Source organism: Cognatundibacterium luofuense (genome assembly GCF_018139685.1).
In the GTDB taxonomy this organism is placed as follows: domain Bacteria; phylum Pseudomonadota; class Gammaproteobacteria; order Burkholderiales; family Burkholderiaceae_D; genus Undibacterium; species Undibacterium luofuense.
In genome coordinates this window covers 78,011-91,791 of sequence record NZ_JAGSPN010000003.1, presented here as the reverse complement: position 1 = coordinate 91,791, position 13,781 = coordinate 78,011, and the positions used below count along the sequence as shown (strand labels likewise).

At 50.6% G+C, this 13,781-nt stretch carries 12 protein-coding genes; 4 read left to right on the top strand and 8 right to left on the bottom strand.

Annotated elements, in window-relative coordinates; genetic code table 11:
- The first annotated feature begins 407 nt into the window (after nucleotides 1-407).
- Nucleotides 408-1,304, top strand: a complete 897-nt coding sequence (locus tag KDM89_RS05730; RefSeq protein ID WP_212686984.1) for a CAP domain-containing protein — start codon at nucleotides 408-410, stop codon at nucleotides 1,302-1,304.
- Nucleotides 1,305-1,389: 85 nt separating this feature from the next.
- Here KDM89_RS05730 and KDM89_RS05725 read toward each other — a convergent pair whose 3' ends face one another.
- Nucleotides 1,390-1,917 (bottom strand): HD-GYP domain-containing protein, encoded by a 528-nt coding sequence (locus KDM89_RS05725; RefSeq protein WP_212686983.1) that lies wholly within the window; start codon nucleotides 1,915-1,917, stop codon nucleotides 1,390-1,392.
- Nucleotides 1,918-2,322: 405 nt separating this feature from the next.
- Between KDM89_RS05725 and KDM89_RS05720 the strand changes: the two genes are divergently transcribed.
- Nucleotides 2,323-2,808, top strand: a complete 486-nt coding sequence (locus tag KDM89_RS05720; protein ID WP_230427695.1) for a cache domain-containing protein — start codon at nucleotides 2,323-2,325, stop codon at nucleotides 2,806-2,808.
- Between the two features lie 813 nt (nucleotides 2,809-3,621).
- Nucleotides 3,622-4,620: a threonine ammonia-lyase gene (locus KDM89_RS05715; protein ID WP_212686982.1), complete on the top strand. Its 999-nt coding sequence runs from the start codon at nucleotides 3,622-3,624 to the stop codon at nucleotides 4,618-4,620.
- 238 nt (nucleotides 4,621-4,858) lie between these two features.
- Here the strand turns inward: KDM89_RS05715 and KDM89_RS05710 are convergent, their stop codons facing one another.
- The 6 genes from KDM89_RS05710 to KDM89_RS05685 form a co-directional block, all read right to left on the bottom strand.
- Nucleotides 4,859-5,698 carry a substrate-binding periplasmic protein gene (locus tag KDM89_RS05710; RefSeq protein ID WP_212686981.1) on the bottom strand — a complete coding sequence of 280 codons (840 nt, stop codon included), beginning with the start codon at nucleotides 5,696-5,698 and terminating at the stop codon, nucleotides 4,859-4,861.
- A gap of 150 nt (nucleotides 5,699-5,848) precedes the next feature.
- The gene (locus KDM89_RS05705; protein ID WP_212686980.1) at nucleotides 5,849-8,110 is read right to left on the bottom strand and encodes a putative bifunctional diguanylate cyclase/phosphodiesterase; all 2,262 of its coding nucleotides are present in this window, start codon (nucleotides 8,108-8,110) and stop codon (nucleotides 5,849-5,851) included.
- A gap of 196 nt (nucleotides 8,111-8,306) precedes the next feature.
- Nucleotides 8,307-9,842, bottom strand: coding sequence for a methyl-accepting chemotaxis protein (locus tag KDM89_RS05700; protein WP_212686979.1), 1,536 nt, complete (start codon nucleotides 9,840-9,842; stop codon nucleotides 8,307-8,309).
- 283 nt (nucleotides 9,843-10,125) lie between these two features.
- Nucleotides 10,126-10,560 carry a GyrI-like domain-containing protein gene (locus KDM89_RS05695; protein WP_212686978.1) on the bottom strand — a complete coding sequence of 145 codons (435 nt, stop codon included), beginning with the start codon at nucleotides 10,558-10,560 and terminating at the stop codon, nucleotides 10,126-10,128.
- Nucleotides 10,557-11,504: an AraC family transcriptional regulator gene (locus tag KDM89_RS05690; protein WP_212686977.1), complete on the bottom strand. Its 948-nt coding sequence runs from the start codon at nucleotides 11,502-11,504 to the stop codon at nucleotides 10,557-10,559. Before KDM89_RS05690 ends, KDM89_RS05695 begins: the two co-directional genes overlap by 4 nt.
- A 24-nt stretch (nucleotides 11,505-11,528) precedes the next feature.
- Nucleotides 11,529-12,623, bottom strand: a complete 1,095-nt coding sequence (locus KDM89_RS05685) for a GGDEF domain-containing protein (RefSeq protein ID WP_212686976.1) — start codon at nucleotides 12,621-12,623, stop codon at nucleotides 11,529-11,531.
- A 14-nt stretch (nucleotides 12,624-12,637) separates the two neighbouring features.
- On the opposite strand from KDM89_RS05685, the gene KDM89_RS05680 reads away from it, so the two are divergent.
- Nucleotides 12,638-12,931 (top strand): hypothetical protein, encoded by a 294-nt coding sequence (locus KDM89_RS05680; RefSeq protein WP_212686975.1) that lies wholly within the window; start codon nucleotides 12,638-12,640, stop codon nucleotides 12,929-12,931.
- Between the two features lie 4 nt (nucleotides 12,932-12,935).
- On the opposite strand, the gene fghA is transcribed toward KDM89_RS05680, so the two are convergent.
- The gene (gene fghA / locus KDM89_RS05675) at nucleotides 12,936-13,772 is read right to left on the bottom strand and encodes an S-formylglutathione hydrolase (protein ID WP_212686974.1); all 837 of its coding nucleotides are present in this window, start codon (nucleotides 13,770-13,772) and stop codon (nucleotides 12,936-12,938) included.
- Between the last annotated feature and the right edge of the window lie 9 nt (nucleotides 13,773-13,781).

Below are 13,781 nucleotides of genomic sequence, written 5' to 3'. Positions count from 1 at the left end.
TGGCTGCAATGACTGGCTTTTCGTAGAACCCCTTACCAGACAAAGCAAAGTGCAACAGCTAATGACAGTTGCACTTTGCTTTCAGTTCAGCCTGACATTCATCAGCCCATCTGACAACACTAAGAGCAGTTGCATGCCTGATGGCAGATTCGCTTTTCAGAATTTCAATGCCATCACTAAGACGGTTAATAAAAACTTTTTCTGAATTAATAAATATTGCGTAAAATCGCGGCTCTGTTAGTCCTCATCTCAACCACGCCGATGCATTGCAACTCATGATCAGACGTCTGTATTTATGTACTTTATTGCTCATGCTGATATCCGGAATTTCTGCTTGTCACAGCAGCCGCCTTTCCAATACCTGTATGAATAATGCAGCTGATTATCCGCACTGTACGCAGTTGCCTTTGCAAATCTATGCTCCGGAGCCCGACTATTTACCGCTTTCGCCGGAACTGCAAACGTTTTATGAATTAAATTCGATTCGTCGCAAGCTTGGGCTTGGGGTGCTGGTACAAAACCGGCAACTTGATTCGGCAGCACAAAATCATTTACGCTACATCGTCAGAAATTTGCCTGATGATGCCAGTGCTTACGGACATACAGAACAATATGATCGCCCTCAATTTACCGGAAGCGGGCCCACCGAGCGCGCCCAGTTTGCCGGTTATCCCGGAACTGCCGGCGAAAATCTGGGTGGCGCAAATTTTGTATTTCATTTGTCTCCGGCCTATAACTTTCTGAACACGATCAGTCACGCACGTCTGATGCTGGATCAGTGCGCAACGGATATCGGCATCGGCTATGCGGTACTCAATGACCGCGGAAACGAACTGAATCCGTTGGTTTTGAATTTTGGCAATCAGCTTACCAGTGCTGGTTACAGCTTATGCCAGAAAAACAGCGGACAGTTTTTCTTCCATTACCCTTACGACGGGCAGACAGGCGTACCGCTTTCTATGACACCGGAAGATCCGAATCCGGTTCCTGATTTACCGAAAGACAAGACGGGAAATGACGACTGGCTAAACGGCACATCAGCTGCAATGATTTTCGGCTTTGAAAGATCCGCTGTCATCGAGCAGCTTGATGCCACTGTGACGGAAATAAATACACAAAAGACTTTAGGTGTACGTCTGTTCTGGTGGAACAGCACCCGGTACCCCAATCCCCACCGTGATAGGCATATTGCGTATCTGGTCGGATATCAGCCATTTAAACCGAAAACAACTTACAAAGTTACGGTGAATGCCGTCGTATCGGGTGCACACATCAAAAGGGATTTCTCGTTCACCACAAGGTGATACCGAGGAGTGTCGTCAGATTGCTGCTAGATCTCCGACACCCTGTGCAGCCAGCGATAGCAAAATTAGCGTGATACTTTCCGGTTCAGCCAGCGAGCAGTGCCCGCGCAGAATCCCGGACAAGTCTGGCGATGAGTTCTGTATCCGCTTCCGGTTCCAGTTGTTTTGGTGTGCCTGTTGCGCCGGTTGGCGCAATGCTGATCGAATTGCCCTGTGACACCAGTGAGTATTCACCCGTACAGGCCGGACAATACACTTTATCACCATGCTGATGCTTTCTTTTCAATACGATCACCGGACCGCACTGCAGGCATTCGCGCAGCGGGATTCCCTCGTCACTGTGTGCGACAACAGGATCGAGTTTTCCAGCGCGTCCCATATTGATAAAAATTTTGCTGAAAGAAGCATCGAACTGACGGCCTGCATTTTCTTCGATAATTGAAAGTGCCTTCTCGACCGGCATACCGCGGCGATAAGGCCGCGTGCTGGTCATCGCATCGAACGCATCGCAAATCCCTACGATACGCGCATCCACAGGGACATCATTACCCGCAAGTCCGCGCGGATAACCTTTTCCGTCCGGTGTTTCAGTTTGCAGACTCTCCGCCGCCAAGAAGTTTCGAAACCGTGTTTAAAAGACTCATCTGTATTCCTGCTCTGTAAAAAAACAAAATCTTGCTTATCTGTTTTGTGAATCATTCTCACTGAGCCGCTGCCTGCACAATCCCAGTGTAGCTGAAATACGGAACTGATTATCAAAAATTCACATTACTCAGGAGCCACGACATCAGACTCAGTCTTGTCCGGTGCTGAACATCAATTTTGCTGATCATTTCGTGTGTAATACATCAGCAACAAGCTTTCAGAGACAGTAAGTATTGATTCAGAATCAATGATTCCTGAAATATTGTTAATTCTCAACATATCAGTATTTCATGTGCTAAAACGATAAACGGCAGAAAAGAAACCGGAATGCACTATGTAATTCGTAAAAAAAATCAATCAGGAGTAGGTAAGAATGAATCAGAAAACAATACCGTTTGCTGTATTTTCTGCAGCGTTACTGATGTCAGAAATACATGTATCTGCATCCGCCTCCGAACATGGCAGTGAAGCGGAGGCCGTCAAAATGGTTAAAGATGCTGTTTCTATGGTCAAATCAGCGGGTACTGAAAAAGCCTATAAAGCATTTACTGATCATACGGACAACAGTTTTAAATTAAAAGATTTATACGTTTTTGTGTATGACTTTGAAGGCAACTGTCTGGCACAAGGTGCAAACCCGAAAATGGTTGGGAAAAATCTTCTGGCGATGCGTGATGTCGATGGCAATACGTTTATCAAAGGAATGATCGATATGGTCAAAGCTTCATCTAAGGGCTGGTATGGACCATACAAATTTAACAATCCGGCTACCCAGTCTTACGAACTGAAGAAATCCTACTGTGAACGCGGTGCCGGTGACACCATGATTTGCACTGGAATCTATTCCGGTAAAGGCTGATTCTCAGCGAAATTGAAGACAGCGGGAATCCTCGCGATGCCGGCAATGCGCCGATACAATCGACAGTTTCGGCGTTAACTCTGGATCAAAAGTTGCTTCGATTACACATCCTGACTGGATGAAATGCCTTTGGGTGGCGGGGCTCCGAAAAATCTCCGCTATTCCCTGCTATTCCCTGCTGAGCTGAAACAGGCTTTCATAACCCATACGAAACGCTGTTGTAGCCGTCGCGGCATCAGCATGCACATTCAGCATCAGGCGCTTCGCCTCATTCAAACGTCATGATTTCCTGCACTGCATCGGCGTGGTTGCGGATATCGGACGAACATAGACATACTGGCTTGAAATCTCACTTGTACCCGGGTTAGCAAATCTCCCGTCCACAAAAGTTCTGCGCAGTATTATCTTTTACAAACCGCATTTTTTACGGTGACTGCGCCCCACGCGGTTTTCATTCATATTCTGTCCATTCTGTTACAGCATGAACTGCTGCGATTCTGGTGAGTTTTTCAGTCTTCCGCAAGCAGTAAATCTAAAGATAGGCTCCGGTGAGCATACAGCTTTACGTAACCTTTCAAAAGATGTTTTTCTACTGCTATTAAACCAAGAAACTTTTCATCGTAGCCAAAGCGCATCACAGAAATTTCTATGACAGTTGGAAAAATTTCCGTAAGCGGCTGTATGTATTTTTTCAAAACGAAGCTGTGATACAGTCTGTGTAAGGTTTAGTCTGAGCTTCAAGTCACCCAGCAGATCCGGTACTTTTTTCGGATCGCAGTTTTTTAAAAAATTCACGATAAGGAGAAAACACGCATGTCTGAATATCCTCGTTTACAAACCATTCAGGAAACCGCGAAACGTTTACAAGGCAAGGTTCTGACAACACCTGTCTGGCAATGGCAAACCGGTGTGATTGCAGATCAGTTGCTGCCACAAACAGAAGTCTGGCTGAAGCTGGAATTGCTACAAAAGACCGGTACTTTTAAGCTGCGCGGAGCACTGAATTGCATTGAAGCGCTGGATGCGGAAGCCAAAACGAGGGGCGTGGTTGCCGTCAGTGCGGGAAATCACGCTATCGCTGTTGCTTATGCTTCTGCGCTGGCTGGCACCCATGCAAAAGTTGTCATGCTCGAACAATCCAGCCCTGCGAGGATCGCTGCCTGCAAAGCGTCAGGAGCGGAAATTTTGCTGGCACCCGATGTGCATCAGGCCTTTGCGTGGGCAAAACAGATTGCTGAAGATGAATCGCGCACCATGATTCATCCGTTTGAAGGCCAGCTGACTGCGCAGGGTACGGCCACTGTTGGACTGGAGCTGATGCAGCAAGTACCGCAGCTGGATGCTGTGATTGTGCCGATTGGCGGTGGCGGACTGTGCGCCGGTATTGCTGCGGCAGTCAAACAAATCAATCCGGCCTGCGCAGTGTATGGTGTGGAACCGGAAGGCGCGGATTCAATGTCGCGCAGCTTGCGCAGCGGGCAACCTGAAAAGCTGGAGAAAGTCAGCACGGTTGCTGACAGCCTGGGCGCGCCGTTTGCATTGCCTTACAGCTTTGGTGTGTGCCAGCGTTTTGTGGATGATGTGGTGCGGGTCAGTGATGATGCGCTGTGTCAGGCCATGTATTTTCTGTTCCGCGACATGAAACTGGTTACCGAGCCTGCAACTGCCGCTAGTACCGCTGCGTTACTCGGGCCGCTGAAGGAAACGCTGAACGGCAAAAAAGTCGGGCTGATTGTGTGCGGTGCCAACATTGATGTCAGCCGCTACAGCGAATTGCTCGCGCGTGGACAAGTACTGGTGGAAAAGTCCTGAAATGCAGCCTGAGTGACCTGTACGAGCTGCAGGCCAGTCGGGGCAGAATCATCAGCAGGCGCTGGATTGTTAAATTCTGGCCTTGTTTGACTTGTTTTTAGCCTGTTCTTGGCCTGTTTTTTGCTGAAATGCGGTGTTTAGCATAGCAATCCGGCGGTCGTCGGCAGAAAGTCCGGCTCTCCGGAAATAGTAAATGACGATAACTGCACAATTTCCGCTTATTTTCCGGCGGACGGACTCACTGCGCCGTCAGGCCTTTGCGGGTGACTTCAGCCGGTACCGGTTCATTCGGAAACCATTTTTGGTGAATTTTCTGGAAGCTGCCATCTTTTTTCATCTGGCGCAGCGCATCTTCCCATTGCCTGATCGTACTCAGTGACGTCTTGGAAGAAAACGCCAGATACAAATCCAGACTTTCCAGCACCATGACAGGCTCGACATCATTGGCTGTATAGCCAATCTCTTTCAGTACAGATGAAACAACCACGCTGCCTTCAGACCATAAATCAAAGCGCCCTGACATCAGCATTTTGGCAACAACCTGTGGCGTACCGGCCAGCTCCAGTGTCTGAAAGCCCTTGCGGGCAGCAGCATCCGCAAAAATACTGCCGCGGTATGCGCCAACGGCAAGATGTTTGATATCGTCTTTGAGGGCTTGCAGGCGGGCGGCATTGCCTTTGCGGGTGTACAGCACGGTGCGGGATACAGCGACCGGGCCGATCAGCGTCATCTGACGCTCGCGTTCTTCCGACCAGCCTACGGTAAAGATCATGACGTTCGCTTCGTCCAGCAAGGCTTTATAGGCGCGATTCCAGGGCACTACCTGAATTGCTGAAGTATTACCGATGCGGCGCTGCAGTTCCTGCACGACTTCCACTGCCATACCATCCGGCTTGTCGCCGTTTTTAAATGTGACCGGTGGCCAGTCCTCGGTATAAATCGTCAGCTCGTTTCCGGCACATGCAAAGCCCGGGATCACAAGGCACAGCATCAGCAGACATTGCAGCCATACGGCAGTGAACTGGCCGGTATTGCCGGAGATAAACCGTCGTGCTTGCTTCACCGCGCCTCGCTCCATACCACTCTCCCGTTTCATACATCCGGTATTTAAGTTAGGCGACGGGACCAGGCTATGCAAGCTTCGTCTGTTAAATGGTGTTACCGCTGGCTACACCGGAATACCTGAATTGCCGAAAAGAAAAACAGAACTCCGGCAAGCCTGTCGTGTTTATCGGGTACCACTGCCGTGACTCAGCACAAACGCCGGGATATCCTGCGCTGCAATCGGCTTCGAGATCAGGTAACCCTGAAGAAAATGACAGCCCATCGCCGACAATGTACTGGCCTGATACGCGGTTTCCACCCCCTCCGCCACCAGAGACATCCCCAGCTTATGTCCCATCATGATGATAGATGACACCAGTTGCTCAAGCTTGTCGTGCTCAGTCAGACGCATGACAAATGAGCGGTCGATTTTCAGGGTATCAATCTGAAACTTGGTCAGATAACTGAGCGCAGAATAGCCGGTACCAAAATCGTCGAGCGAAATGCGAACGCCAAGCTGATTCAAATCGCTGAGGGAACGTCGTACGTAATCCCCGTCATCAATCAGTACCCGCTCCGTCAGTTCCAGTTCAATTTGCGAAGGCTGCAAACCGTGTGTACTGAGGATTGCTTTCAGTTTTCCGGCAAACCGCGAATCCATCAGTTGCGCAGCTGAAATATTGATACTCATGACGCAATTGCGAATATCAAAGTGCTGACTCCATTCGGCAAACTGGGCGCAGGCAGTGGCAATCACCCAGTCACCGATGTCCAGAATCAGATCACTGTCTTCAGCAATCGGAATAAACTGATCGGGTGGCACCTGACCCAGGGTTTTACTGGACCAGCGTATCAATGCCTCAAATTTGCGAATCTCGCCGGAATTCACATCAACAATAGGCTGATACAGCAGATACAACTCATCGGTATGCATCGCATGACGTAAAGCACTGTCGAGAATGGCTTCACGCGGTAAGCCCAGCATTTGCGGGTTGAAAGTCCTGATTTGTCCTTTACCGGCTTTCTTGGCGTCGTACATCGCAAGATAAGCATTCTGAATCAGGCCATATACATCCGGCTGCATTTCCGGCGCAATCGCAATGCCGATACTCGCCGTCAGATAATGCTGATGATGCTGAATAGCAAAGCCCGCAGCCAGTGAACGACCCAGCGCAGCAGCGATGTTTTCAGCCAGCGCAGCGGTCTGAGAAGAGGGAATACCGGTAATCCCGATCGCAAATTCATCACCGCCAAACCTTGCCAGAATAGCGTGCTCCGGTATGTGCGTAGTCAGATCAGCAGCAATCTGCTTCAGCAGTTGCTCCGCATACACGTGACCAAAAGAATCATAGACACGCTTGTATTTGTCCAGATCCACCAGTATCACCACGTAATCGTTACCGGGCTGTGCACCGGCCTGCATCAGTGCGCTCAGCGCCCGCAGGAAACCGTGACGGTTCAGTAAACCGGTCAGCCCGTCAAAATGCGCGACCTTGTACAGCAAACCTTCTTTTTCTTTACGCTCAGAAATATCAATCAACTGCAGTAAGTAAAAACGTTCCTCACGCTCGTAGTAAGGCGACACAATCACTTCCAGCGGTATGCTGCGCCCGTCTGCAGCCGTAACGGTGATTTCATCGGTCATTGGTACCGGTGACTGACTGGCTGTAATCCGCTCAAGAAATGCACTCAGCGACGCGCCATGCGGTCTGGCAAACACATCTGCCACATGCAGATCGCGTGCGCTGCGGGTATTACTTTTACCGATCAGACTTGCCGCACGCTCATTCACCATCTGCACTCTGGCCTGACCATCCAGAATAATCAGGCCGCTGCCAAAGCTGTCAATTGTGTATTTATACCGGTCACGAATACGCTCGATGACGGCAGAAATCAGGCAGAGCATTGACAGGGTTTTAATCGTAAACGACTCGAAAAACCACAGCGTCATGTTGTCCGGCATCCATTTAAATGCCGTCAACAAATTTATAACTCCGCGAATAATCAGTAAAGCACTGAGGACAGGATAAGCACGGGTGAATTTTGCAATCAGTAATCCACTGACCAGAAAAGTTGCGCCCGTCATAAATGCAGTTGCATCGACGATCAGTGCCGGAAACAACGCATAAAATACCTGCATCATTATCGCCAGCGTTGTAATCATCATTGCCGTTGTGCGTGTAATCGCGCGCTGGCGAATGAACTTTCCGGTACCGAGTAAAAAACTGCTGATGCTGGTAGTCAGAAGCAATGCGGACACGGTTGCTTTGGCAACTGGCTGCACTCCGAGAAACAATAATGCCGTATTTGCTGTCAGTGCCGCCTGACCGGCTGCCCAGAATAAGGCATGCGATTCTTTGCGCTCATGCAGCCACGGCAGCAACAAAGCTGCAATCAGGACAACATCAACCGCAAGTGATAACAGGACAAAAGATTGTGCTTCCACAGTAATCAAAAGAAATAGTGCAAAAACAAAAACCGGCAATCTGTGCCTGCATCAGCGACAGCACCCATTGCCAGCTTCACAAGATACCAGTTTAAACAATAACAATCGCTCAGAATCCCGACATTATCTTACAAAAACCGCACAAAATTTCCTTATAGAAATATTTTTTATAGACGGTCACGATAGGTTGGCGATGTCATATTTTAAATATTGATACTGTGGCAACCAGTTCGCGCGATTGCCGTTTCAGATTTTCAGCGGCGGCTGCACTTTGCTCTACCAGCGCGGCATTTTGCTGCGTGACATCGTCCATTTCTGTAATCGCAATACCCACCTGCGCCACGCTGTTACTTTGTTCGCTGCTGGCAGCACTGATTTCACTGACGATGCTGCTGACCTGATGAATCGCACTGACAATCTCGGTCATGGTTTGCTTTGCATGCTCCACCTGTGTGGACCCGCGCTCCACTTTTTCCACGCTGTCAGAAATCAATTCTTTAATTTCTTTTGCAGCGGTTGCACTGCGCTGCGCCAGCGTGCGGACTTCGGAGGCCACCACGGCAAATCCTCTGCCCTGCTCACCGGCACGCGCCGCCTCGACCGCTGCATTCAACGCCAGAATATTGGTCTGAAAAGCAATGCCATCAATCACACTGATGATGTCCATAATCTTTTGTGAGCTGGAATTGATCTCTGACATCGTATCGACCACACTCTCCACCACTTCGCCGCCCTTCACAGCAACCTGCGATGCTTTTTCCGCCAGATGACGTGATTCACCCGCATTGGCGGCATTACGCCTGACCATTTCATTGAGTTCGCCCATGGTGGCCGAGGTTTCTTCCAGCGCGGCAGCCTGACTTTCGGTGCGCTGGCTGAGGTCCAGATTACCCTGCGCGATTTCCGCGCTGGCAGTGGCAACACAGTCAGCATTTTCACGGACCGTTGATACCACTCGCGCCAGATCATCTTTCATACGCGATAAAGTTGCCAGTAACACACCCGTTTCATCCTGTGCTTCGGCACGGATATTGCCGGACAAATTACCGGAAGCCACCTGCTCTGCAAAATGCATTGCCTGCCGTAACGGCTGCGTAATCAGCTTGCTGATCTGCCATGCAATGAATGCGCCCAGACACAAGGATAATGCGCTAAGCCCCAGCAAGAACCGGGCTCCATTGGAATTCGCCTGCTCAATCGCTTCTTTTCGACGGGTGATATCTTCCCTTTGCATTGCCTGCAAGGCCAGCATGCCATCCAGATACGCTTTGGCTGCCGGCTTGAATTTAGTTTCCAGCAATTCAAAGGCTTCCTGCTCGTTGCCCGCTTTTTTGAGTTCTGTAATTTTGTCGCGTGTGCGGATAAATTCATTGCGTGACTGCCCGATGTCAGCGAATAGTTTTTTCTCTTCGTCGCCGGAAGCCAGCTCCTCAAAGGCTTTCTGATAACCCGAAGATGCTTTCGATGCATCTTTTACATCGCTTTCAAAAAATCCCGCCAGCGATGCATCGCTGCTTTTGGCAATCGCCGCCGTGCGCCGCACACCGGCACTGACTGTGGCATACCAGTCGCTGACGATTCTCTCTTTACGCAGCGGAATATCCAGAATGTCATGCGTTGCTTTATCAGATTCCGACAAACGCCAGGCACCGACACTTGCAATCACAGCAACAATAAACAAAATGATGCCGAAACCAAGCGCGAGTTTGCGACTGATACTGAAGTTTTTCATGTTGTCCCCCGTGACCACTTTTTTATGACGCTGTCAGCATCCTATGTCATCAGAAGAATGAATGAAAATAATTCAGCACAAAGTGTCGGAAACTACGTATGACATTCCCGGTATTTCGTGATGATTAAAAAAACACAATACCGGATTCACACAGATCAGCGAACTGATGTTCGATGTAAAAAGTAGCAAACAATGTTGATATGTCGTTTAACACGCATGAGCCAACTGTGGTCATGCGTGCTTTTTTCTTGGGAGTTCAGGGGGAAGGTGTGCGGTGATGGGCTTACGGGGCGGGCGGGACAATGCCAATCAGGATCGTTGCCGATGCAGGGCCGTGATAGATTTCCAGATCGGTACGGTAAGCACGCTGCGGCGCGCCTGGTTCAGAAAAATAAGTCCAGACCGTTTGCCAGCCACGGATAATGGCTTCCGGCATGGTGCCATGCACTTCAAACGCCAGATAATCTCCTGCAGCCACACCGGTAACAGTTTCAGCGTTCAAATCCTGCAAACTTCCCACAGTTAAGGTGTAATCGCCGTTAACATCAGAAGCATAATCTGCGTACACAGCATATATCTCTGCGGCGGGCTGCGGATGCGCTGCCATATAGCGTTGCCATAACAGCGGGATCTTGCCGTCCGGGCCGCTTTCGGTCTGATTATTGGTGCGCACACTGATGCCATGCACCGTCAATGCCTGCATTTTCTGAAGTTTCATGATGATTTTCCTTCGCTGTTGGCATCCTCGGATACCGGGTTGAGCAACAAATAAATATCCGTTAACAAATCTGCCGGTGCAGTCTGACGTGGGTTATTCAGGTATTTTTCAAATGGCGGATGCGCCGCCACTTCATAACCGGATGCAGGCAACCACTGACCGCAAAACCACTGATATACCGGCTGCATAGCTGAGTACGGCCCCTGATAACGTAAGACTGCGTAGGTGCCGGCCGGCAGTTGTCGCGTCGTAAAACCGGCTGGCAACGCTGTTTGCTGACTTTCACGCACGCTGATTGCCGCAAATGACTGCAGATCAGCTTCCGGTGTGATGACCGGATCATCCGGATAAATGCCCATCCACTCAGTATCCGGTACTATCCAGCCGCGTTGTCCGGCGCAGGCATTTAACACATCAAATGCGCGGCCTATCTCCATATAAGAGCCCTGATGGGCGAGCTGTATCAGTTGCTGCGATGGCTGGTGGCAAAGCCGGACCGGATAGTGCGTTTGCATCTGCGCCGCGTCAGGCAATACCGGAGCAACACCAGCTTCACGGAAACGCGCAGGCGGCGTGCCATAGGTCTGGGTGAACGTGCGTGTGAACGATTGCAGATTCGGATAACCGACCTGCACAGCAATTTCTTTCACCGCCGTGGATGTGTGCAACAGCAGAGCTGCCGCTTTTTGCATGCGCAAACGCTTCAGCGTCGCAATCACGCTTTCGCCGTGTATGCCCTGATATATACGATGCCAGTGATAAGGCGACATACATGCCAGATCCGCCAGCGTCTGCAAATCCAGCGGCTGATCCAGATGCGCATGCAGATACTGTGTGACGCGGATTAAGCGACGCTCATAGCTTTGCTGTAGCGGACTGAGTAAGTTCATGATGACGTGGTTGCCATGTTGATATGCTTGCAGCGTACCACGTCTGTGTTTCACAAATCTTGCTGACCTGCGCCTGATTCAGAATGGTGCGGGTTGATCGAATAATGAAACCCGGTTTCGTCCCTGTTGTTTCGCAACGTACATCGCCTGATCAGCTTTACGCTGAATGACTGCCATCGACATATCGCTGTGATCGCTGGTTGCAATACCAATGCTGGCTGTCACGGGAATAAAAATCTCACCGGATTTCGGACGAAGCTGTTCAATGTTTTGCCGTAACTGCTCTGCAAGCCGGAATGCCCCATGCCGGTCTGTATCCGGTAAAAAAACAGAAAATTCCTCACCACCGATTCTGCCGACTGCATCACTTTGCCGCACCGAAGCAGCCAGAACCGATGCCACGCTGCGCAATACGGTGTCACCGGCTTCGTGACCATAGGTATCGTTAATTTTCTTGAAGTGATCCAGATCCACAAACAACACTGAGTAAGGTTTGCCCTGGCGCGCGGCAAGATGAATCATCTGATCGCAACTGGCGTAATACGCACCTGCGTTCAGTAAATCGGTTAATGCATCGTGGCTGGCGATATGGCGCAGACGCTGATTCGATTCGCGCATACGGACAAAATACGATACGGAACGCGCTCCGTAGACATGGAAGAAAGCCCCCAGATACACCAGTGCAGATAACACGGTGGCGAGACCATTTACCGAATACGGTCTCGGAAAATGCCGGTTTGCCAGTGCCAGCCCGGTCACCGTCAGTGCGGTGATCACCATACCGGCACGCTGTCCCAGCAAAATGTACACGCCCGGGATATTGGTAAAAAACCAGATCACACGCATTTCATCTTCTGAAACGAAAATCAGCGCTGAAATATATTCCGCCAGACAAATCAGTTCATACGTCCAGGCAACCGGATAGAACCGTTGCGGCTGCCCGCGCAAAACCAGCCATAAACCAAAGCTGACGGTGGTGAATGCTGTCATTGATACCGAATGCTGTCTGCTGATGGGATTCACACCCCCCACAGAACCGCCCAGCAGCAGCAAGGTCACCAGACCACCGGCGATCAGCACAATACATAAAAAGCGAAACTGAAACGCCCGGTATTCATCGTTATCCGGGAAATGAACCGGGCCAAACAGAATTTTTTGCAAAGACAGCACCATTTATTTCACCTTCTGTGATCAGAGAACACATTCCCAGCATCCGCCAGAACCTGCCCATCCATTTCAGCACTACACTGAAGGCAGGAAATATTAAAGCGGGCACCGGAAAAAACGCCTGCACTGATTTCTATTTTGCGCCTTACCAGCTGCCGATTGGTACCGAAAACCAGCTTAGGGCAACGCTGGAATTTGATCTGGCACATGCTCCGGTAACACTGTATTTCACCGGAGCAATGAGCGGGAAACCCAATAAAAAGGGAGAGTCAGACTCTCCCTTTTTTACCTCAGACAACAAGAATTTTGTCTGACTGATCAGCCCTGTAGTGCCTTGGCGTGATGGGCAATATGTTCACCGATCAGGCTGGCGATGAAGTAATAGCTGTGGTCGGCGCCGGGGTGCCGGCGCAGGGTCAGCGGGTGTCCGGCAGCGTCGCATGCGGCTTGCAGGCGTTGCGGCTGCAACTGGTTCGCCAGAAAATCATCGGCCTCGCCCTGATCCACCAGCAAAGGCAGCCGTTCGCTGAGCTGACTTTGAATCAGCGCACAGGCATCATGCGCCGCCCACTGGTCGCGGTCTTCACCCAGATAGGCGCTGAAGGCTTTCTCACCCCACGGCACTTGCGACGGTGCCACAATCGGAGAAAATGCCGATACGCTGCGGTAACGCCCCGGGTGGCGCAGCGCCAGTGTCAGCGCGCCATGTCCACCCATAGAATGACCGAAAATACTCTGCGCCGCTGTTACCGCAAAATGCTGCTGTATCAGTGCCGGCAATTCCTGCACGATGTAATCTTCCATGCGGAAATGCGCGGCCCACGGTGCTTGCGTGGCATTCAGATAAAAGCCTGCGCCCTGCCCCAGATCATAAGCCGCATCGTCCGCCACATCCGCTCCGCGCGGACTGGTATCCGGCGCCACCAGAATAAGGCCGTGCTGCGCCGCATACTGTTGCGCACCTGCTTTGGTGATGAAGTTTTGCTCGTTGCAGGTCAGGCCGGACAGCCAGTACAACACAGGGCAAGCTTCACCGCGCACCGCTGCCGGTGGCAAATAAATACCAAACTTCATGTCGCAGGATAAAACCTCCGACCGGTGCTGCCAGACTTCCTGCCAGCCGCCAAAGCTGGCGTGTCGTTCTGTACGTTGCATAGACCGCTC

Excerpts from the sequence above, each read along its gene's own strand:
- fghA (WP_212686974.1), bottom strand. The coding sequence starts at position 13,772 with ATGCAACGTACAGAACGACACGCCAGCTTTGGCGGCTGGCAGGAAGTC.
- KDM89_RS05700 (WP_212686979.1), bottom strand. The coding sequence starts at position 9,842 with ATGAAAAACTTCAGTATCAGTCGCAAACTCGCGCTTGGTTTCGGCATC.
- KDM89_RS05715 (WP_212686982.1), top strand. The coding sequence starts at position 3,622 with ATGTCTGAATATCCTCGTTTACAAACCATTCAGGAAACCGCGAAACGT.
- KDM89_RS05720 (WP_230427695.1), top strand. The coding sequence starts at position 2,323 with ATGAATCAGAAAACAATACCGTTTGCTGTATTTTCTGCAGCGTTACTG.
- KDM89_RS05695 (WP_212686978.1), bottom strand. The coding sequence starts at position 10,560 with ATGAAACTTCAGAAAATGCAGGCATTGACGGTGCATGGCATCAGTGTG.
- KDM89_RS05710 (WP_212686981.1), bottom strand. The coding sequence starts at position 5,698 with ATGGAGCGAGGCGCGGTGAAGCAAGCACGACGGTTTATCTCCGGCAAT.
- KDM89_RS05685 (WP_212686976.1), bottom strand. The coding sequence starts at position 12,623 with ATGGTGCTGTCTTTGCAAAAAATTCTGTTTGGCCCGGTTCATTTCCCG.